Raw genomic sequence first — 21249 nt, 5'->3', positions numbered from 1 at the left:
TAGAAAAGTAAGTAAGGAGCGAATCCATGAAACCGTATCAGCGCCAGTTTATTGAATTTGCGCTTAGCAAGCAGGTACTGAAGTTTGGCGAATTTACGCTGAAATCCGGGCGCAAGAGCCCCTATTTCTTCAACGCCGGGCTGTTTAATACCGGGCGCGATCTGGCGTTGTTAGGCCGCTTCTATGCCGAAGCGTTGGTCGATTCCGCGATTGATTTCGACCTGCTGTTTGGCCCGGCCTACAAAGGTATTCCAATTGCCACCACCACCGCGGTTGCGCTGGCGGAACATCACGACCGCGATCTGCCGTACTGCTTTAACCGCAAAGAAGCGAAAGATCACGGCGAGGGCGGCAGCCTGGTAGGTAGCCCGCTCCAGGGGCGTGTGATGCTGGTGGATGATGTGATCACCGCCGGAACGGCGATCCGTGAATCAATGGAAATCATTCAGGCCAACGGCGCAACGCTTGCTGGTGTGCTGATCTCTCTCGATCGTCAGGAACGTGGCCGTGGCGAGATTTCGGCGATTCAGGAAGTGGAGCGCGACTACGGTTGCAAAGTTATCTCCATCATCACCCTGAAAGACCTGATTGCGTATCTGGAAGAAAAACCAGAAATGGCGGAGCATCTTGCCGCCGTTCGCGCCTATCGCGAAGCGTACGGCGTCTGATCCATCACGCTGCGGGTATCCGCCCGCAGCGTGATGTGCCGAATAGTTTTCCCCGCAATGCCCATGCTATGCTTTCTGTGCCAGCAGTGGCGATAGCGTTTCTGGAGTTATCCAGAAGGGTCGGCGAGTCGCCGACTTAACGCCCGCAGTTCACTCATATACCCAAAGTCGTTCCATTGTACCTCGGCACGTTTCACGTGCGCGCGCTGTCGCGCGAAGTACATTTCCACGCCTTCGGGATGGTTTTCGAGTATCGCCGCTGTTGGCACCCACTTTTCTCAGCGATGTGGAGCGTTGAATGGATGCGACCCGGGTTTGCCTTCTGGCGCTGGACTTATTTAGCTCTCCGGGCTGGAGCGCGAACGAGGAGATACGCAGGCTGTATGCACTCAGCAACAGCACGTCGAAGCATTACCGGGCTATCATGTTGTCAAAGCGCGACGGTGGCGAGCGGCAGATCCTGGCGCCCGATTATTTGTTGAAAACGGTGCAGCGTAATATCCTGAAGAACGTCCTCGCGCATTTCCCGGTTTCACCCTTTGCAACGGCTTATCGTTCCGGCAGTACTGTGGCGCACAACGCGCGGCCTCATCTTTCTCAACCACAGATCCTGAAGCTTGATATTGAAGGCTTTTTTGACAATATCAGTTGGCTACAGGTATGGCGAGTTTTCCGGCAGACCACATTACCCAACGCGGTGGTGACGATGCTGACCCACCTTTGTTGTTATCGCGATGCGTTACCGCAGGGGGCGGCCACCTCGCCGGCGATCTCGAACCTGGTCATGCGGAGTTTTGATGAACGGATGGGTCGCTGGTGCCAGGAGCGCCACATTGCCTACACGCGTTACTGCGACGATATGACCTTTTCCGGCGAGTTTTCCGCCCGGCAGGTGCGCATTAAAGTCGCTGCGCTGTTGGCTGAAAGGGGGTTACGGCTGAATCAACGCAAAACAGCGCAGATACCCGCGCATAAACAACAGACGGTGACGGGTATCGTGGTGAACGAAAAGCTGCAACTTTCCCGCGAACAGCGGCGATTGTTGCGTCAGGAAGTGCATTTCTGCCGGAAATTTGGTGTTGCGTCGCACCTTAGCCGCAGCGGACAGCCGACAGAATCGGCGCTGCGTTACCTTCAGCGTTTGCAGGGGAAAATAGCCTGGCTGCTACAGATTAACCCGGACGATCGCGCGTTCAGGCAGGCGCTACATGATGTGCAGCAAATGATAAGGCAGATTGCTCTGCCTGAGACACGTTAGCGAAGCTGCGTGGCCATGAGCGGCCAGCGGGCGTCAAAATCGTCGGTGGGGCGATATTTGAATTCGCTGCGGACAAAGCGAGAGAGCATTCCTTCACAGAAGGCGAGCAGCTGGCTTGCCAGCAGGGTTTCATCCGTCTCGTAGCCTTCACCTTCACGCATTTTTCGCTCGCGCAGCACCTGACGCAGCTGGGCTTCAATGCGTTCAAAAAGCTGATTGATGCGCCCCTGCAGGCGGTCCTGCTCGAACATCAACGCGTGTCCGGTGAGAATTCGAGTCAGGCCAGGATTACGCTCACCAAACCCGAGGATCAGCAGAACAATCAGGCGCAGACGCGCGGTGGTGTCCTTTTCATCTTTTAAAATCAGGTTGATGCGGGTAATCAGGCTATCTTCGATAAACTCGATAAGGCTATCGAACATGCGTGTTTTGCTGGGAAAGTGACGATAGAGCGCCGCTTCGGAAACGCCAACTGAAGCTGCCAGTTTTGCCGTGGTAATGCGTTGGCTACCATCACTGGATTCAAGCATCAGCGCCAGAGATTGAAGTATTTCTTCGCGACGATTCCGTTTCGCAGTTTGCTTTTCTGCCATGTTCTAAAATACCCCTGAAAATAAATGCTCGTCAGGCAGACATCCACACAGTGACCGCAAATCCGAATTTGCAGTGATGTTATTGCATTATGACGCTGCGGGATGCGTTTAAATGTCTCTGCCCCGCATGAAGCCGGACAGAGACAGGACCGGTTACTGACGCCCGGAGTGGCCGAAGCCGCCTTCGCCACGTTCGGTGGCATCGAAATCTTCAACCAGATTAAACTCGGCCTGCACGACCGGGACAATAATCATTTGTGCGACGCGTTCACCAGGTTCGATGGTGAAGGTGGTTTGCCCACGGTTCCAGATAGAGACCATCAGTTGCCCCTGATAATCAGAATCGATAAGGCCGACCAGGTTGCCCAGAACGATACCGTGTTTATGGCCCAGACCCGAGCGCGGCAGCATCATCGCCGCCAGAGACGGATCGGCGATGTGAATCGCCAGACCGGTCGGCAGCAGTGTCGTTTGACCCGGTTCCAGCACGATTGCGCTATCAAGGCAGGCGCGCAGATCAAGCCCGGCAGAGCCAGGGGTTGCATAGGTCGGCAGCGGGAATTCCTGACCAATACGCGGGTCCAGAATCTTAACGTCGATTTTTTTCATCATAACGGGTAACGATCTCGTTCAGTAAAAGTTGGCCCAGCAGCGCTTTGCTGCTTAACGGTAAGCGTTTATCGCCGTCCTGCCAGAAAAGGTGTAATGCATTGTTATCGCTATTAAAGCCTTGATTTGCCTGTGATACATCGTTAGCGCAGATCAGATCGAGGTTTTTACGGGCGCGTTTTTGCCGCGCATATTCTTCCACATTATTCGTTTCGGCGGCAAATCCGACGACGTAAGGGCGGTGCGTTTTCAGCGCTGCAACGCCTGCCACGATGTCCGGGTTTTTCACCATTTTGATAATAAATTCATCGCCCTGCGTGTCCTGCTTTTTAATTTTTTCATCGGCAATGATGGCGGCGCGATAATCTGCGACGGCGGCACAGCCAATGAAAATATGCTGCTTTTGCGCGCCAGCCTGCACGGCTGCGTCCATTTCCTGCGCGGTTGTCACGTCAATGCGCTGCACAAAGGCGGGCGTTGCGAGCGACACAGGGCCGCTCACCAGGGTGACATTCGCGCCGCGCTGTGCGGCTGCCTCCGCAATAGCAAAGCCCATCTTGCCGGAGCTGTGATTGCTGATATAGCGAACGGGATCTAACGGCTCGCGGGTGGGGCCCGCCGTAATCATGATGTTCAGATGTTGCAGATCTTTGACAGGCGAAAAATGCGCCGCAGCCATATCGACGATGGTTAACGGGTCGAGCATGCGGCCTGGACCGATATCGCCACAGGCCTGGCTTCCGCTGTCCGGGCCCCAGATAAGCAGGTCACGAGATGCCAGAACTGACAGGTTATGCTGCGTGGCTGCCGCACGATACATCTGTTGATTCATCGCGGGCACTACGGCAACAGACGATGGCGTCGCCAGGCAAATGGTGGAAACCAGGTCGTTAGCCATACCGGCCGCTACGCGAGCGATGAGATCCGCCGTGGCGGGGGCGAGAATCACGAGATCCGCCCATTTTCCCAGCTCAATGTGGCCCATTGCCGCTTCTGCCGCCGGGTCGAGCAGGCTGTCGGATACCGGATAACCGGAGACGGCTTGCAGGCTTAGCGGGGTGATGAAAGCTTTCGCCGCCTCGGTCATGGCAACGCGCACTTCGGCGCCACGGTCGCGCAAACGGCGCACCAGTTCGGGGGCTTTATAGGCCGCGATACCGCCGCTCACGCCGAGAACAATTTTTTTTCCGGCCAGGCTCATCATGATTCTTTCCTGTCGAGTTCATCTGAAAGTGGGATTTTATCACAATATTTTCGGGGTCGTGCGGTTAGGGAGTATCCACTTTGCGAGGGGCTACGCAAGAGTAAAAAGTGACCCGCGCAGGCCGCGCTTTGCTGTGGCAGGATGGCGAACATTGTCAGGGAGGAGGAGATATGGATAGCTCAGATACGCTGATGCCGCGCGAAAAAATGCAGAAAATGGGCATCGAATCACTGTCCGATGTGGAGTTGCTGGCGCTGTTTTTGCGCACCGGCACGCGGGACAAAGACGTCATGACCTGGTCGCGTGATTTACTGCATCATTTTGGCTCGCTGTATGAGCTGCTTTCGGCTTCGGAGCAGGAAATCACCGAACAATACGGTATGGGGCTGGCGAAGTGTGCGCAGCTAAAAGGCATTGCTGAGCTGGCGCGGCGCTATTTTAGCCTGCGGGTACTGGCGAAGAATGCGTTACTCAGCCCGGAGATGACGCGTGAATTTTTGCAAAGTCAGCTCAGCGACGAAATGCGCGAGATCTTTATCGTGATCTTTCTCGACAACCAGAATCGGGTGCTGAAACACAGCCGACTTTTTGCCGGCACACTCAGCCACGTGGAAGTGCATCCGCGCGAAATTGTACGAGAAGCCATCAAAGTGAACGCTGCGGCGGTGATCCTGGCGCATAATCATCCTTCAGGAAGTGCTGAACCCAGTAAATCAGACAGACTTATCACCGAAAGGGTGGTAAAATCATGCCAATTCATGGATATACGCGTCCTTGACCACCTCGTTATTGGGCGTGGTGAGTATGTCTCTTTTGCCGAACGCGGCTGGATTTAGCCGATTATTACGCGATCCACCGGGATCTTTGTCTGTTCGGGACTTGAGCATAACGCCGGGTCAGCGTATACTACGCCACCTTTGAGAATCTCGGGTTTGGCATTTGGGCCTGGCAATCGAGAGTTCACTTAGAACTATGCGATGACCGGGCTGTAAAGCCTGACGAGGCGCCGATACCCCATACGAAGCTCGAGCTAATTTGATTTTTGGAGAATAGACATGTCCCGAGTCTGCCAAGTTACTGGCAAGCGTCCGGTGACCGGTAACAACCGTTCCCACGCACTGAACGCGACTAAACGCCGTTTCCTGCCGAACCTGCACTCTCACCGTTTCTGGGTTGAGAGCGAGAAGCGTTTTGTCACCCTGCGCGTATCTGCTAAAGGTATGCGTGTAATCGATAAAAAAGGCATCGATACAGTTCTTTCTGAACTGCGTGCCCGTGGCGAAAAGTACTAAGTACTTAGAGGAAATAAATCATGGCTAAAGGTATTCGTGAGAAAATCAAGCTGGTTTCTTCTGCTGGTACTGGTCACTTCTATACCACCACGAAGAACAAACGTACTAAACCGGAAAAACTGGAACTGAAAAAATTCGATCCAGTTGTCCGTCAGCACGTTCTGTACAAAGAAGCTAAAATCAAATAATTTTAGATTCGATGTCACGAAAAACCTCGCCTCGGCGGGGTTTTTTGTTTTCTGGCCGTCCCCATATTGAAGACATCAGTTAAACAGTCGGAGACGTTATGCCTGAATTACCCGAAGTTGAAACCAGCCGCCGCGGCATTGAACCGCATCTGGTTGGCGCAACCATCCAGTATGCGATTATCCGCAACGGACGCCTGCGCTGGCCCGTCTCCGATGAAATTCACCGCCTGAGCGACAAACCCGTTCTCAGCGTCCAGCGTCGCGCCAAATATCTGCTGCTGGAGCTGCCGGATGGCTGGATTATCATCCACCTTGGTATGTCGGGTAGCCTGCGCATATTGACGGAAGAACTCCCGGCAGAGAAACACGACCACGTTGACCTGGTGATGAGCAACGGCAAAGTGCTGCGATATACGGACCCACGCCGCTTTGGCGCCTGGTTATGGACCAAAGAGCTGGAAGGGCACAACGTACTGGCGCATCTCGGTCCTGAGCCGCTGAGCGACGAATTCAACGCAGAGTACCTGCAACAGAAGTGCGCGAAGAAGAAAACGGCGATTAAGCCCTGGCTGATGGATAACAAGCTGGTGGTCGGGGTAGGGAATATCTATGCCAGCGAATCGCTGTTTGCGGCGGGGATTCATCCTGATCGACTCGCCTCGTCGCTGTCGCCGCAGGAGTGCGCGCTGCTGGTAAGCACCATTAAGGCGGTCTTGTTGCGTTCGATTGAACAGGGCGGAACCACCCTGAAAGATTTCCTGCAAAGCGACGGTAAGCCGGGCTACTTTGCCCAGGAGTTACAGGTGTACGGTCGCAAGGGTGAGCCGTGTCGGGTTTGCGGAACGCCGATTATCGCCACCAAACACGCACAGCGCGCGACATTTTATTGTCGTCAGTGTCAGAAATGAGTGGGTTGCGAGCCGGATGACGTCATCCGGCAAACGGCTATTTGAGTTTTTCCATTAACGCCTGATGGACGTTAGGCGGCAGAAAGTCGGTGACATCACCCTGATGACGCGCCACCTCTTTGACTAAAGAAGAGGAGATAAACGACCACTCTTTTGACGGCATCAAAAACACGCTTTCCAGTTCCGGCATCAGATGGCGGTTCATGTGCGCCAGCTGCATTTCATATTCAAAATCCGCCACTGCACGCAGGCCGCGAATCAAAATAGTGGCCTGCCGATCGCGAGCAAAGTTGGCCATCAAATCGCTGAAACCGACAACTTCTACGTTATCCAGATGCGCAATCGCCTGTTGTGCCAGCGCGACGCGTTCATTGAGATCAAACATCGGTTTCTTGCTGGGGCTGGCGGCAATTGCCAGAATCACCCGATCGAACATTTTGCTCGCGCGGGTAATGATATCGATATGTCCGTTAGTGATGGGATCGAACGTGCCTGGATAAATCGCCCGTTTTTGCATGACAGCCTCAGTGCGCTCTGGGTGGCAGATAAGGTTCCAGCAGTTGCAGCATGCGCTGTAACGCGCCCTGGTTTTGGTAGAGCACTTCAACTGCGTGTCGACCGTAGAAGTTACGATAATCTTCGTCGGTCAGTAAAGAGGAAATCTCTTTCGCCAGCGACGCGGCGTCGGTCACCGTGATCAGACCGCTGGCCTGATCGAGACGCGCGCAGATGTCTTTAAAGTTGAACGTGTGTGGCCCCATGAGCACCGGAATGGCGTGCGCCGCCGCTTCCAGTGGGTTATGACCACCACGCTCAACCAGCGATCCGCCCACAAAAGCGAGGTCTGCAATACCGTAAAGCAGCATCAGTTCGCCCATCGTGTCGCCCACCACAACCTGGGTGCCCGCCGAAGGAACTTCGCCAGAGGAGCGAGTGATAAAGCTTAAACCTGCCTGGCGCACCAGATTGATGGTGTCCGGGAAACGTTCCGGATGGCGCGGGACCAGAATCAACAGCAGGTCGGGGAAGGTTTTCAGCAGTTGCTGATGCGCTTCCAGCATGATGCTCTCTTCGCCTTCGTGCGTGCTGGTGGCAATCCATACCGGCCGATGCGGCGCCCACTGGCGGCGCAGGGTAATGGCTTTCGTCGCCAGCTGTGGCGTCACGGAGATATCAAACTTCAGGCTGCCGGTGACCGAGAGCTGATTGCGTTTCGCACCCAGCGCAATAAACCGTTCGCCGTCTTCTTCGTTTTGCGCGGCAATGAGCGTTATACGGCGCAACAGCGTCTGCACAAACTTGCCGAGTTTGGCATAACCCGCCGCAGAGCGCGCAGACAGGCGTGCGTTGGCAATCACCAGCGGGATTTTACGTTTATGCAGTGCGGCAATCAGGTTCGGCCACAGCTCGGTCTCCATGATCAGCACCAGCTTGGGGTCGACTTTATCGAGAAAACGGCTGATGGCGTCCGGGAGATCGTAAGGAAGATAAACGTGCTGTACGTCGCTGCCGAAGGCGGAAAGGACGCGCTCAGAGCCGGTTGGCGTCATAGTGGTCACGGTAATCGGCAGGTCGGGATAGCGATGGCGCAGTGCGCGCACCAGCGGAATGGCGGCCAGCGTTTCGCCGACGGAAACCGAGTGCAGCATAATACCGCCCGGCGTCAGCGGCTTACGATAAAAACCGTAGCGCTCGCCCCAACGTTTGCGGTATGCCGGCGCTTTACGTCCACGCACCCAAAGCCGTATCCAGATCAAAGGCTGAATAAGGTAGAGGAGTGATGTGTAGAGCAATTGGAGCATAGTACGCAGCTGGCTTAGGAATGTGCTGAGGATTCTAAGTATTTAGCCCAACCTTTACCATCATTTTTGCCGATTTGAGCTGATTTAGCGGGAAAAATGGCTTTGCGCCATTAAACGTTAAACTATATTTGTTTTTTTATATGATTAATTGATGTTGTTCCGGTGTGACCCAACGGTCTTGCCCTTAAACAAAACCACTTATGCAATCATATTACTCCTTGTTTTAACAGAGAATATACTTAAGCAAGGTTAAAAAATATTCAATTCGGTTTGCTTAGGAATAAGTGATACACTAAGCCGCAATTAGAGCACGACGTCAGTATTCAGGTAACTGTGAGCCTGGGGCGGTAGCGTGCCTTTTTTTCAATTCCGACTGGTTATTATCATCATAAAGAGCCGCTTGTGGAAAAAACGTTCACCCGAATTCTGGTTATTAAAATGCGTTTTCATGGGGATATGTTGCTGACTACGCCAGTTATCAGCACGCTGAAACGTAATTACCCTGATGCGAAAATCGATATGCTGCTGTATCAGGATACGATCCCCATTATTTCGGAAAATCCGGAAATCAATGCGTTATATGGCATCAGCAATAAAGGCACAGCGGCAACCGCGAAAATAGCGAATTTTTACGGATTGGTGAAAACCCTGCGAGCGAATCAGTATGACCTGATTGTCAATCTGACCGATCAATGGATGATTGCGGTGCTGGTGCGTTTGTTGAACGCCAATGTCAAAATCTCCCAGGATTTCGCCCATCGCCAGTCGGCATTCTGGAAAAAAAGCTTTACCCATCTTGCGCCGTTTCAGGGCGAACACTGCGTGCTACGCAACCTTTCTGCGCTGGCACCGCTGGGGTTAACCCAAACCTGTCAGGAAACATCCATGCCCTATGCGCCGGAACATTGGGAGCGTATGCGACAGCAACTGGATGCTTTCGGAGTGGGTGACAACTATGTCGTCATTCAGCCGACCGCGCGCCAGCCGTTCAAGTGCTGGGATAACGATAAATTCGCGCAAGTCATCGATTCGCTCCAGCAGCGTGGTTATCAGGTGGTGCTGACCTCCGGGCCCGGCGCGGAAGACCTCGCCTGTGTAGAAGATATCGCGGCACAGTGTGCATCTCGCCCGGTGACGGGCCTTGCGGGTAAAACGCGCTTTCCCGAACTGGGCGCGTTAATCGACCATGCCGTACTGTTTATTGGTGTCGATTCGGCACCCGGTCACATTGCCGCTGCGGTAAAAACGCCGGTGATTTGTCTGTTTGGCGCGACCGACCATGTTTTCTGGCGTCCGTGGACCGAAGACATTATTCAGTTCTGGGCCGGGAATTATCAGGCGATGCCGCCGCGCTCGCAGCTCGATCGCAATAAAAAGTATATGTCCGTTATTCCTGCTGCCGATGTGATTGCGGCAACGGAGAAAATGTTGCCGTCGGGAGAGGCGCTATGATTGTCGCCTTCTGTCTCTATAAATATTTTCCGTTCGGTGGCCTGCAGCGCGATTTTTTGCGCATTGCTCAAACCGTGGCGGCGCGCGGTCATCACGTACGCGTTTATACGCAATCCTGGCAGGGCGACTGTCCGGCTGAGTTTGAACTGATCACCGTTCCGGTGAAATCGCGGACCAACCACGGGCGCAACGCTGAGTATTACGCGTGGGTTCAGGCGCATCTGAAGGCGCATCCGGCGGATCGTATTATTGGTTTCAATAAAATGCCGGGTCTGGATGTGTATTACGCCGCCGACGTTTGTTATGCCGAGAAAGTGGCGCAGGAGAAAGGCTTTTTCTATCGCCTTACCGCCCGCTATCGTCACTATGCGGCGTTTGAACGCGCCACCTTTGAGAAAGGCGAACCAACGCAACTATTGATGCTGACGAATAAGCAAATCGCCGATTTCCAGAAGCATTATCAAACCGAACCTGAGCGCTTTCATATTTTGCCGCCGGGGATTTACCCGGATCGTAAATATAGTCAGCAAATTCCCGACGCCCGCGCGGTTTATCGTGCGAAAAACGGTATTGGTGAACACGATTTCCTGTTGCTTCAGGTCGGTTCCGATTTCAGCCGAAAAGGCGTGGATCGCTCGATTGAAGCACTGGCGGCGTTACCGGATGCCCTTCGCTGCAAAACCACGCTGTATGTTGTGGGTCAGGATAAACCCGGTCGATTTGAAGCGCTGGCAACAAAGCGCGGCGTGCGTGAGAACGTCCACTTTTTCTCGGGGCGTAACGACGTCTCTGAACTGATGGCCGCCGCCGATGTTTTACTGCATCCGGCCTATCAGGAAGCGGCCGGGATTGTGCTGCTCGAGGCGATTACCGGCGGGCTGCCGGTGCTGGTAAGTGAAGTTTGCGGCTACGCGCACTACATCGCGGCAGCAAACTGCGGCGAGGTACTGGGCGAGCCCTGGAAGCAGTCGGCGCTAAATGATGCGCTACGCAATGCATTGACGAATCCGCAACTCCGTCAGGCGTGGGCTGAAAATGCCCGCCATTACGCGGATACGCAGGATCTCTACAGCCTGCCTGAGAAGGCGGCTGATATCATAATTGGTGATGTTCATGGTTGAGTTGAAAGAACCTCTTGCGACCCTCTGGCGCGGAAAAGATCCGTTTGAAGAGGTGAAAAAATTGCAGGGGGAAGTTTTCAGAGAGCTGGAAACGCGCCGTACGCTGCGTTTTGAACTGGCCGGGAAAAGCTACTTCCTGAAGTGGCACCGCGGCACCGCGATGAAAGAAGTGGTGAAAAACCTGCTTTCCCTGCGTATGCCGGTGCTCGGCGCAGACAGAGAGTGGAACGCGATTCATAAATTGCGCGATGTCGGCGTGGATACCATGTGCGGTGTGGGTTATGGCGAAAAAGGTCTGAACCCGGTGCGCAAAGTGTCGTTTATCATCACCGAAGATCTGACCCCGACCATCAGTCTGGAAGATTACTGTGCAGATTGGGTCAACAATCCGCCGCAGCCGCGCGTAAAACGGATGATCATCAACCGTGTCGCGACGATGGTGAGAAAGATGCACCTGGCGGGGATTAACCATCGCGACTGTTACATCTGTCACTTTCTGCTGCATCTGCCGTTTGATGGCCACGAAGAGAACCTGAAGATTTCGGTTATCGACCTGCATCGCGCACAAATGCGCAGCCATGTGCCGCTGCGTTGGCGCGATAAGGACCTGATTGGGCTCTATTTTTCTTCGATGAATATCGGTTTGACCCAGAGAGATATCTTCCGCTTTATGAAGGTTTATTTTGCTAAGCCGCTGCGGGAGATTCTTATCCAGGAAAAAGATCTGATCAGTCGCGCTGAGAAAAAAGCTGAATATATTCGTGAGCGGACAATAAGAAAATCACTTTAAAGATAGCCATTCAAGAAATTAATGATGAACCAAGAAATTAATACTGCAGCCTATCGTAATAACTTTGTCTCTCATCAGGAAGCACTATTTAGCAATGACAGTGAAATGGACAAGACATTGCATATCGCGCTATGTTTTGACCATAACTTTGCAATGCCTGCCGGTGTGGCTATATTTTCAATTATAGAAAATAACAAGAACACGAACTTACATTTTCATCTTATTACTACAGGCATTACTGATGCCGATGTAGATTCTTTTAAAAAGTTAAAAGTAAGTAATGTATCAATAACTGTTTATTATATTGATGATAATTTCAACATCAATTCTGATACATTAGTCTTAGGTATTCCATTATCAACATGCTTACGATTTTTAATTCCCGAGGTAATCGATAAAGAAATAGAATCGATTCTTTATCTTGATTGTGATGTGATTTGTCATGGTGATATATCGGGACTTATGCATGTTGATTTTGGCAATGCCATCGCCGCGGTGATTTCCGACTCACAGGAAATGAAAGATAGAGTCGAACAGCTCGGTTATAATGTTAACTTTCATTGTTACTTTAATGCCGGCGTTATGCTCATCAATACTGAAGCCTGGAGGGGTAGTGATATCACCGGGCAAGCGCTAACAATGATTAATAGCGGAAAGGTTTTTCGATATGCAGATCAGGATGTATTAAATATTCTATTAAATGACAAACTGCTTTACCTCGATGCAAAATATAATAATAAAGTAACGTTGAGTGTTAACGAAGATGTTGAGCAGAAAAATATAGATGGCACTCTGATTATGCATTATGTGACCCCAAGTAAACCATGGTATAAGATATTTCAAGCTAAACGCTTTGATTCCTATTTTAACAACTCTCCATGGTCTTTATGTAAACGATATCTATCACCTTCATACAGTGTGATTAGATTGAAAGCAAAGCATGAAGTATCTCAAGGGAACTATTTCGAAGGTCTGAAGTATTATATTTTATATATTGTCTCTAAGTTATCGAAACGTAAATTATAGAATTGCTCCGATGATAATTTTTATGTCAATAGATGATATTTCCACAGAATTGAATGAGTAATTAATGAGAACAACTTACTTCAATGAGAAAGACGTTATATTGTCAGTAAATGATTATAATTATTTATCTGATAATATTAGCGAAACTTTCAATATATCCTACGGGATTGATAAGAATTTTCTCTATGGTTGTGGTATTTCAATCGCATCTATCCTTGTAGCGAATCAGGGAACTAGTTTAACTTTTCATGTGTTCACTGATTTTTTGACAGAAGATGTTCGTAATAAATTCTCGAAACTTGCACAGAAATACTGTGCGCGCATAGTTATTTATCTGGTCAACTGTGATGCCCTGAAATCACTTCCGAGTACCAGGAACTGGACTTATGCGACTTATTTTCGCTTCATTATTGCTGACTATTTTGCAGGGAAAGCTAAAAAAGTCTTATATCTGGATGCGGATATCGGCTGCAAAGGAAGTATTAAAGAGCTTATCGATTTGCAGTTTACTGAAAATGAGATCGCGGCTGTAGTCATGGAAGGGAACACCGCCTGGTGGGGTAAGAGAGCGGAAACTCTGCATACACCAGGCCTGGCAGAAGGTTACTTCAATGCCGGTTTCCTGCTCATTAATATCGCAGCCTGGAATGCCGAAGAGATATCGAAGAAAGCCATTGAAATGCTGCGGGACCCGGAAGTTACCAGCAAGATAACGCACCTCGATCAGGATGTCCTGAACATGCTGTTGGTGGGTAAAGCGCGCTTTATCGATCCGAAGTTTAATACGCAGTACAGTCTCAACTATGAACTGAAAAAATCCGTTGTCAGGCCGGTGAATGATAAAACGGTGTTTATCCATTACATCGGCCCCACGAAACCGTGGCATCTCTGGGGAGACTATCCGGTTTCAGCCTGCTTCCTGAATGCAAAAGATCATTCACCGTGGAAGGATGATGCGCTGCTGGCACCGAAAACGGCGGCCCAATACCGATACTGTGCCAAACATCAGCTGCATCAGAAGCAATTCGTTAAAGGTATTTTGAGTTACGTTCTTTATTTTAAAAAGAAAATCACAAAATAAAATATATATAGGTGATGCTGTGAACTCACTTCCCGTAATTGAAATATCAGAATATAAAGTCTTTGATGATAGACCTCATAGTGGTACTGATATTGATGCATTGAATATTGCTTATGGTGTAGACAGGAATTACCTCGACTGGGTGGGAATATCCATCACGTCAGTAGTCATTAATAACAGTATTGATATTAATTATCATATTGTGGCTGATGAATACAATGCCTCTTTCCTGGAAAATATTGAAGCCTTAGCAAAGAAATACAAACTAAAAATTAGTTTATATTTAATTAATGCCGATCGGCTGGACTGTTTACCAAGAACAAAAGTCTGGTCTCGCGCCATGTACTTCCGGCTGTTTGCGTTCCAACTCTTTAGCAACAAACTGGATAAACTGCTCTATCTGGACGCCGATGTCTTTTGCAAAGGGCGTCTGGATGAGCTGGCCGCGTGCGACCTGAATGGAACGATTGCAGCAGTCGTGAAAGATGTCGACTCGATGCAGAAAAAAGTGGTCGATCGGTTGAAAGACCCTGAACTTCAGGGAAACTATTTTAACTCCGGTGTGGTTTATGCCAACTTGCAGGAGTGGGTGAAAAACGATTTAACTCACCGAATTCTGGCAATGCTGACGCATGAAAATCATGACAATATTGTCTATAAATACCCTGATCAGGATGTATTAAATATTTTGCTCAAAGGGAAAATAAAATTCCTGCCGAGGAAGTTTAATACTATTTATACAATAAAAAGTGAGCTAAAAGACAGAACACATCAAAAATATAAAGACACCATTTTTGATGAAACGGTACTTATCCATTATACCGGTGTCACCAAGCCGTGGCATAAATGGGCTGTTTATCCATCTGTTCGTTATTACTTGCAGGCGCTGGCAGTGTCACCGTGGAAAGACCAGCCCCCTCGTGATGCACAGACTATTGTTGAATTGAAAAAACGCTATAAACACCTGCTTGTTCAACACAAATATTACTCCGGATTTGTTGCTGGCGTTTCCTATTTACTGAGAAAGCATTCCATTCGCTGAATATTTTATTAACTTTTGGTTTATTATGAGTATTAAACATCACATTAACGATTATGTCGTTTTCACGAAATCAGATGGTGAAAAATACATCGATGTGTTTAACGATTTTTTATCCTACAATATTAAGATTGTAAAAGTCTTCCGTAATATTGAGGATACTAAGGTTTTGTTGATCGATACCCAGTACGGGAAAATGATCTTAAAAATCTTTGCACCAAAAGTTAAGCAGAATGAACGTTTCCTCAAAGCGATGGTGAAGGGCGATTACTACGAGAAACTGTTCGAACAAACCGAGCGTGTCAGGAAAGAAGGCCTCGACTCAGTTAACGATTTCTATCTCCTGGCGGAGAAGAAAACGTTACGCTTTGCGCATTACTACATCATGCTGATTGAGTATATCGAAGGTGTTGAACTGGTTGATATTCCTGAAATAGACGATGAACTTAAACAAAAAATCAAAGCGTCAATTTCCGGGTTACATCAGCACGGTATGGTTTCTGGCGATCCACATAAAGGCAACTTTATCATTGAAGATGGCGTTGTCAGAATTATCGACTTATCGGGTAAATCGCCTTCGTCTATGCGCATGGCCAAGGACCGAATCGATCTTGAACGTCATTATGGTATTGTTAATGAGGTTAAAGATGCAGGTTACTATCGTCTGATTTTTAAAAAGAAATTTCGTAATTTTATTAGAAGACTTAAAGGGAAAGAAGTCCGGTAAAGTCTTTACTTTTTATATGTGTCATCAATGATTTTAGAAATATACATACTGACAAATTATTAATGATACGGATATATATTCAACTGTGGACAAATCCTGGTTTTAATTGTATATGCTTTATACGTTTTTGTGGAGTTCATCGTAGTTTAAAGCTTGCTGCATTTGCCGGCGAAAAGTAGCCTATCTCTACAGGTTTTTTATGAAACACATTAAATATATTACACATGCTGATGTTCAGAGCCTGATTGAGCAGAAAACATCGGACGATGCGATCATTTTTCTGTCAGGCCCAACATCAAAGAAGACGCCACTTTCTATACTGGAAAGTAAAGATGTCATCACGGTAAATGGATCTGCAGACTATTTACTCAGTCACAATATTGCGCCATTCATCTACATTTTGACGGATGCGCGTTTTTTGCATCAACGCCGTGACGATTTCTATCGTTTCAGCCGCGGTAGCCGCTTTACAATCGTAAATACGGATGTTTATGAAGAGGCCTCAGAAGAGGATAAAAAATATCTGCGTGAAAATTGCCATATCCTCAAAGCATTTTATAAGCGGGAGAAAGGCGGATTTGCCAAAAAAGTAAAGCTCGCGGTGCTGAGGCGTTTGTACCGCAATTTACTGATTAAGGTACCCTTTTCGAAGAGAGGACGTCTCGTCGGCTTTTGTAAGGATATTGCGATTGGCTACTGCTCGTGCCATACCGTAGCTTATACGGCGATTCAGATTGCTTACTCATTGTGCTATTCGCGGATTGTATGTTCCGGACTCGATCTTACCGGTACCTGTCAGCGTTTTTACGATGAAAGCAATAATCCGATGCCTTCTGAACTGAGTAAAGATCTGCATAAGATATTGCCGTTCTTTAAGTTTATGAGCCGTAATGTGCCTGATATGCGGATCTATAATCTGTCTGATGACACAGCAATCAGTTACGACATTATCCCTTTTCTTGAAGTTTCAGAACTGGCCGATACTACGCCAAAAAAGATCGTGGATACTAAAAAAAAATTCACATCTGATGATGCGCGTGTTCACGCGTAAAAGCCATATCGAATAGTTTGATTAATTAGACCATGTGCTGGTAAAAAAGATGCGCCTTGGAACATTTCACAAGAAAAAAAGATTATTAATTAATAAAATTAAAATCAACTTTCTCTCTTTTCTTTTTAACCATAAAGGTGTGAATCTTTTACCTGCAGACTCTATCAAAAGCTGTTTGCTGATTCATGATAATAGTAAGCTTGGTGATCTGATTGTCTTAAGTGCCTTATATCGGGCGCTGGCTGAGCGAGGCATTAAGCTGTCTATTATCTCTTGTGGTGTCGGGCATGCATTTTTGAAAGCCAACCCAGGCATTACCCACTTCTTTATCAAAGATTCAAATAGTATCCCAGACGTTCTGAAGCTGCGCAGAGAGCTTGCAGGGCATCAATTCGATGTTGTGCTGGACCCTTTTGAAACGCTGCCCAGCTTCGGCCATGCGCTGCTTCTGTCAGGGCTAAGAAATCATTATATCCTTGGCTTTGATAAGTGGTACAAGCGCTACTACTCCAGTTATCATCCGCATGATGAGCAGTTAACAGAGCACATGGCCACGCGGACGCGCGTTATCTGTGAGCATCTTTTTGGCGAAGGCGTTCAATACGATGAGCGTTATGATTTGCCGCTTCCCGCTGATGTGGAACAGCAGTTACAAGACTTTGTCGGCGATTCAAAGGTGGTGATTGTTAATCCCATCGGGGCAAAGAAAATTTGCCGAATGTCGACTCAGCAAATTCAGCTCATCGATAGCTGGTTAAAAGAGAATCATCCGGAGCTGCGAATTATTTATACGGGGCACCCAAAAGATCTCCCGCTGATCCCGATTAAGGATTTCGAGACGCTGCCGTTTAAAGATTTCATCCATGCCGTCGCACTGACTAAATATTGTCAGTACGTTATCTCCGTTGATACCGCCCTGGTCCATATTGCTTCTGCTTATGACCGGCCAACGCTGGCCTTCTACCCGAAAGCAAGGCATGAAGATTATCCGTCGCCGATCATTTGGGCACCGAATAATCTACGGGCGCAGCAGGTGATATCGCCGACCTGTAGCGCATACGATATCAAAGAGACGGTCTTGTTGGATGCTTTAAAACGGTTGTTCCAATAAAAAAGTGAGCCATTATGGCTCACTTTTTTTTGGCGATTTTATACTTCTGGTCTGGCGGGTAATTCACGCTGGCTCTGGAAGAAGAGCAGTACCGTGGTACCGCAGATAATAATTATTGGTATGCTTCGCGACCAGATCAGGACATCGCTTAATCCCAGGCCAATAATGGCCAGGGTAAATGCAAACAGACCGAGCGAACGGTAGTAGTAGACGGCATAGAATAACCCAGCATAGAACAGTAGCGTAGATAACACTCCCGCCAGCCCTTTTAACGATCCCGCCTCAATGAATTCATTATGTAAATGTACATTGAGGAAGGGCATTACACCCATCAGCGATTTATCCCTGGCAACTAACCCCTTCGCGCTCTGCGCACGTTCTTCAGCGCTTCGCCAGGCCAGCGGCGCATCTTCAAAAATATCAAACCCAACCTGATACATCGCCAGACGAGCGCCTAACGAAGACTGGCTGTTGTTTTTGGTCTGGTATTTCTCAATATCGTGCATTGCACTTTCATAGCGTTGAGAAATCGGCTTACTGAAGATAAAGCTCAGGACAACGAGTAAAGTGAGGAACGTTATCACCGATAAAAAGAGCTTTTTGGGTGCCTTACTCAAGTAAAGCACCAGCGTGATGGCGCATATAACCGGGAACAGCAGCACCGCAGAGCGAGTTTGCGTGAAGATCAGCGCAGTGAAGATTGCGGCAGTATTAAGCAGAAATAGCAGAGGATGGCTTTTCTCTACATAGAGAATAGATATCGCGCTGACAATGCCAATCAGCATGATGGAGTAGGCCGCACCCGTTGCCGTGCCGATACCGAAATCGATTCGCGCCATACCGGCATTAAATTTCAGCCAGGCGGCATAGCCAAAAATAATAAATGACACCGCGTAAAAGAGATAAAGCAGCGCATTTTTCTTAACTTTAAATTTTGATGTCGATGCCAGCAGAACAATAAATGTCCCGAACAGAAAGATTTTCGCGGTGTTCAGATAGCTGTGATACGTGGCCCGAAAGGGTGAGTTATCCATCTTGAACATGGAATACCAGATAACATCTACGATACCGATCAGTAAGATAGCGGCCGGAAGAATGCAGGCTTTGCCTGTTAGCGTGGCCGCTTTTCCCCTTGCGATTAACGTCAGTATGGCCAGAACCCCGGTAATATTAAATAACTTCATACTTAAGTTATTATTAATTAGCGCGGTAAGTAATGTCACAGCACAGAGTGTAAATGTGATGATTTCCAGGACAGAAGCGGTTTTTTGGGTATAACCCTTCCAGCCTGGTACGGTTGTAGAGGCTAACATACAGGTCCTTTATTTAAGGGCTGAGATCTCATGCCATACGGCATTTGCAGTCAGATGCGCTAAATCACGATCGGTAGAGCGGCACGCTACCTGGTTCTTCCCATAACCACCAATTAACCCAGGGTCCGTTGGGCCATACAACGTAATATTCGGTCGGTCCAGCGCCGCCGTTAAATGGCTAAGCCCGGTGTCCACCGAGACAACGTAGTTTGCGCCAGCCAGCACATGTGCGATGGCTTCGAGGCTCAGACGCGGCAGTACTTCGACATAATCAAATCCTTCCGCTAACCGCTTTGCCCGCGCTTCTTCGTGCGGTGCGCCCCACGGCAATTTCACCTTCAGCCCGCTCTCTTTCAGCAAGCCAATTAACTCTCGCCAGTGCGTTTCCGGCCAGTGTTTGTCATCACGCGTGGTGGCATGCAGGAATACGACGTAAGGCTCGGTCGCGGTTTGCGTCAGGAAGTGACGCGCAATCGCATAATCACCCTGGGTTTGCGGTTTTGCATATCCCAGACTTTTGGCAAACAGTTCGCGTGTGCGTTCAACGGCATGCTGCTGTTTGGCGATATGGTGGCGACGGTTGTAGAACAGGCTTGCCAGCGGTTCGCGGGCGGTCTGCCAGTCCATGCCGTGCTTGATGCCGTGCGCCAACCGTGTGACGAGCGCGGCGCTTTTTACCAGCCCCTGCGCATCAATCACCGCATCGTATTTCACGGCCTGAAGCGCCTCGCGAAACGCTTTACGCTCGGCTTTAATCGGCGCGGAGAACCACGCTTTGCGCCAGCGGCGAATGGCCACCGGGATAACGCGCTCGACGGCTTCGTGCCACGAAGGGATCTGCGCGAACCCCTCTTCGACCACCCAGTCGAAGCGAATGCCCGGAAATGCCTGCATGGCGTCAGTCAGTGCGGGCAATGTATGCAATACGTCGCCCATCGAGGAGGTTTTTACGATCAGTACCCGCATCCGTCAGGCTTCCTCGTCCAGCAGTAGGGCGTTCAGCTCTTCCAGCACACGGGCTGGCGTGATGTCGATCAGGCTTTGATGGTAGCCTTCTGCGGCATCGCCTTTGCGAACTTTGTGGTAGCCGGTAATCAGACGAATGACGCGTGCTTTGTTCGACAGCGGCGGGGTGAAATCCGGGCTGCTGGGGCCGTAAAGGGCAACCAGCGGGCGGTTCAGGGCCGCGGCGACGTGCATTAAACCGGAGTCATTAGTGACTACCGCTTTGCAGGCGGCAATCAGGACCACAGCCTGCTCCAGCTGGGTTTCTCCGGCCAGGTTGCGGCACCACGCCTGTTGTTCCGAACTCAGCGCGGCGAGAATTTCGTTGCCGGCTTCATGATCTTTCGCAGAGCCAAACAACGCGATTTGATAGCCTTCGTCGATCAGCTGTTTCGCCAGTTCGGCGTAATGGTAGTGCGGCCAGCGCTTTGCCGGGCCGAACTCTGCGCCAGGGCAGAAGCCAATTATCGGGCGTTCAGAGGAGATAGTGAAGGTGTTGCACATTTGCGATTTCTCGCCTTCGGCCACATGCAGCTGCGGCCACAGCAGCGGCTGCGGTAAATCTTTTGCGCAGCGCATTACGCCTTTATCAAAGGCCAGCGCCACATAGCGTTCGACCATCAGCGGCCAGGCGTTTTTATCCAGCACGCGGGCGTCGTTGAGCAAGCCGTAGCGCATTTCGCCACGCCAGCCTGTACGCAGCGGAATACCGGCAAAGAAGGGAACCAGTGCCGATTTAAACGAATTAGGTAGCACGTACGCGCGATCGTAACGGCGGTTACGCAGGCTGTGACCCAGCCTGCGACGTTCGCCCAACTCCAGCGCTCCGTGCCCAAGCGGCATCGGGATCGCGTCGTTGACTTCCGGCATACGTGCTAAAAGCGGACGGCACCACGCGGGTGCCATCACGTCAATGATAGCCTGGGGATAGCGCGCCTTGAGCGTGCGATAGAGACTTTGCGACATCATCATGTCGCCTACCCATGACGGGCCAATCACCAAAATATTCAT

The 21249-nt window shown here is 49.8% G+C and carries 23 protein-coding genes and 1 pseudogene; 16 read left to right on the top strand and 8 right to left on the bottom strand.

Annotated features, from left to right (window positions below; translation table 11 throughout):
- Positions 1–26: 26 nt before the first annotated feature.
- Together pyrE and ACWWFX_RS05800 are read left to right on the top strand one after the other, a co-directional pair.
- Positions 27–668 (top strand): orotate phosphoribosyltransferase, encoded by a 642-nt coding sequence (gene pyrE / locus ACWWFX_RS05805; RefSeq protein WP_015962462.1) that lies wholly within the window; start codon positions 27–29, stop codon positions 666–668.
- A 298-nt stretch (positions 669–966) separates the two neighbouring features.
- Positions 967–1926, top strand: coding sequence for a reverse transcriptase family protein (locus ACWWFX_RS05800; protein WP_473223393.1), 960 nt, complete (start codon positions 967–969; stop codon positions 1924–1926).
- Here ACWWFX_RS05800 and slmA read toward each other — a convergent pair.
- The 3 genes from slmA to coaBC all read right to left on the bottom strand — a co-directional run bounded on the left by slmA (position 1923) and on the right by coaBC (position 4329).
- Positions 1923–2519: a nucleoid occlusion factor SlmA gene (gene slmA, locus ACWWFX_RS05795; RefSeq protein ID WP_108476537.1), complete on the bottom strand. Its 597-nt coding sequence runs from the start codon at positions 2517–2519 to the stop codon at positions 1923–1925. The genes ACWWFX_RS05800 and slmA overlap by 4 nt on opposite strands.
- Positions 2520–2672: 153 nt before the next feature.
- On the bottom strand, positions 2673–3131 hold the full coding sequence (dut, locus tag ACWWFX_RS05790) for a dUTP diphosphatase (protein WP_015962466.1): 459 nt from the start codon (positions 3129–3131) through the stop codon (positions 2673–2675).
- Positions 3109–4329 (bottom strand): bifunctional phosphopantothenoylcysteine decarboxylase/phosphopantothenate--cysteine ligase CoaBC, encoded by a 1221-nt coding sequence (gene coaBC / locus ACWWFX_RS05785; RefSeq protein ID WP_473223420.1) that lies wholly within the window; start codon positions 4327–4329, stop codon positions 3109–3111. Before coaBC ends, dut begins: the two co-directional genes overlap by 23 nt.
- A gap of 173 nt (positions 4330–4502) precedes the next feature.
- Here coaBC and radC point away from each other — a divergent pair, with 173 nt between their 5' ends.
- From radC to mutM, 4 genes are all read left to right on the top strand, one after another.
- Positions 4503–5168 carry a RadC family protein gene (radC, locus tag ACWWFX_RS05780; protein ID WP_276219128.1) on the top strand — a complete coding sequence of 222 codons (666 nt, stop codon included), beginning with the start codon at positions 4503–4505 and terminating at the stop codon, positions 5166–5168.
- Between the two features lie 219 nt (positions 5169–5387).
- Complete coding sequence (rpmB, locus tag ACWWFX_RS05775; protein ID WP_002436699.1) at positions 5388–5624, top strand: 50S ribosomal protein L28; 237 nt, start codon at positions 5388–5390, stop codon at positions 5622–5624.
- Between the two features lie 20 nt (positions 5625–5644).
- Positions 5645–5812 (top strand): 50S ribosomal protein L33, encoded by a 168-nt coding sequence (gene rpmG, locus ACWWFX_RS05770; protein WP_003024094.1) that lies wholly within the window; start codon positions 5645–5647, stop codon positions 5810–5812.
- A 98-nt stretch (positions 5813–5910) separates the two neighbouring features.
- Entirely contained in the window at positions 5911–6720 is an 810-nt protein-coding gene (gene mutM / locus ACWWFX_RS05765) for a bifunctional DNA-formamidopyrimidine glycosylase/DNA-(apurinic or apyrimidinic site) lyase (RefSeq protein WP_015962469.1), read from the top strand.
- Between the two features lie 37 nt (positions 6721–6757).
- Here mutM and coaD read toward each other — a convergent pair whose 3' ends face one another.
- Both coaD and waaA read right to left on the bottom strand, forming a co-directional pair.
- Entirely contained in the window at positions 6758–7237 is a 480-nt protein-coding gene (coaD, locus tag ACWWFX_RS05760; protein ID WP_108476534.1) for a pantetheine-phosphate adenylyltransferase, read from the bottom strand.
- Positions 7238–7244: 7 nt separating this feature from the next.
- Positions 7245–8522: a lipid IV(A) 3-deoxy-D-manno-octulosonic acid transferase gene (gene waaA / locus ACWWFX_RS05755; RefSeq protein ID WP_231825904.1), complete on the bottom strand. Its 1278-nt coding sequence runs from the start codon at positions 8520–8522 to the stop codon at positions 7245–7247.
- A 402-nt stretch (positions 8523–8924) separates the two neighbouring features.
- Here waaA and rfaQ point away from each other — a divergent pair, with 402 nt between their 5' ends.
- From rfaQ to ACWWFX_RS05705, 10 genes are all read left to right on the top strand, one after another.
- On the top strand, positions 8925–9974 hold the full coding sequence (gene rfaQ / locus ACWWFX_RS05750; RefSeq protein WP_276219119.1) for a lipopolysaccharide core heptosyltransferase RfaQ: 1050 nt from the start codon (positions 8925–8927) through the stop codon (positions 9972–9974).
- Complete coding sequence (locus ACWWFX_RS05745) at positions 9971–11095, top strand: glycosyltransferase family 4 protein (protein WP_276219117.1); 1125 nt, start codon at positions 9971–9973, stop codon at positions 11093–11095. The genes rfaQ and ACWWFX_RS05745 overlap by 4 nt, the downstream gene beginning before the upstream one ends.
- On the top strand, positions 11088–11885 hold the full coding sequence (gene rfaP / locus ACWWFX_RS05740) for a lipopolysaccharide core heptose(I) kinase RfaP (RefSeq protein WP_276219115.1): 798 nt from the start codon (positions 11088–11090) through the stop codon (positions 11883–11885). The genes ACWWFX_RS05745 and rfaP overlap by 8 nt, the downstream gene beginning before the upstream one ends.
- A gap of 21 nt (positions 11886–11906) precedes the next feature.
- A complete protein-coding gene (locus tag ACWWFX_RS05735) occupies positions 11907–12911 on the top strand; it encodes a glycosyltransferase family 8 protein (RefSeq protein WP_276219113.1) in 1005 nt (334 codons plus the stop codon).
- A gap of 64 nt (positions 12912–12975) precedes the next feature.
- Positions 12976–13992 (top strand): lipopolysaccharide 3-alpha-galactosyltransferase, encoded by a 1017-nt coding sequence (gene waaO / locus ACWWFX_RS05730; protein WP_276219111.1) that lies wholly within the window; start codon positions 12976–12978, stop codon positions 13990–13992.
- 19 nt (positions 13993–14011) lie between these two features.
- Complete coding sequence (locus ACWWFX_RS05725) at positions 14012–15034, top strand: glycosyltransferase family 8 protein (RefSeq protein WP_276219109.1); 1023 nt, start codon at positions 14012–14014, stop codon at positions 15032–15034.
- 25 nt (positions 15035–15059) lie between these two features.
- Positions 15060–15758 (top strand): lipopolysaccharide core heptose(II) kinase RfaY, encoded by a 699-nt coding sequence (gene rfaY, locus ACWWFX_RS05720; protein ID WP_276219107.1) that lies wholly within the window; start codon positions 15060–15062, stop codon positions 15756–15758.
- Between the two features lie 199 nt (positions 15759–15957).
- Positions 15958–16809, top strand: a complete 852-nt coding sequence (gene waaZ, locus ACWWFX_RS05715; protein ID WP_473223392.1) for a 3-deoxy-D-manno-oct-2-ulosonate III transferase WaaZ — start codon at positions 15958–15960, stop codon at positions 16807–16809.
- A 49-nt stretch (positions 16810–16858) separates the two neighbouring features.
- Positions 16859–17920: a glycosyltransferase family 9 protein gene (locus ACWWFX_RS05710; protein WP_473223391.1), complete on the top strand. Its 1062-nt coding sequence runs from the start codon at positions 16859–16861 to the stop codon at positions 17918–17920.
- A 120-nt stretch (positions 17921–18040) separates the two neighbouring features.
- Positions 18041–18124, top strand: a complete 84-nt coding sequence (locus ACWWFX_RS05705; protein WP_442961887.1) for a hypothetical protein — start codon at positions 18041–18043, stop codon at positions 18122–18124.
- A gap of 56 nt (positions 18125–18180) precedes the next feature.
- Here ACWWFX_RS05705 and ACWWFX_RS05700 read toward each other — a convergent pair.
- From ACWWFX_RS05700 to rfaF, 3 genes and pseudogenes are all read right to left on the bottom strand, one after another.
- Positions 18181–18705, bottom strand: a pseudogene (locus tag ACWWFX_RS05700) (O-antigen ligase family protein); the annotation flags it as partial.
- Between the two features lie 537 nt (positions 18706–19242).
- Positions 19243–20199 (bottom strand): lipopolysaccharide heptosyltransferase RfaC, encoded by a 957-nt coding sequence (gene rfaC / locus ACWWFX_RS05695; RefSeq protein WP_473223390.1) that lies wholly within the window; start codon positions 20197–20199, stop codon positions 19243–19245.
- A 3-nt stretch (positions 20200–20202) separates the two neighbouring features.
- Entirely contained in the window at positions 20203–21249 is a 1047-nt protein-coding gene (gene rfaF / locus ACWWFX_RS05690; RefSeq protein WP_456146831.1) for an ADP-heptose--LPS heptosyltransferase RfaF, read from the bottom strand.

It is taken from the genome of Pseudocitrobacter sp. 2023LY-00077 (assembly GCF_055796175.1).
This window is presented reverse-complemented; position numbering and strand designations above follow the sequence as displayed.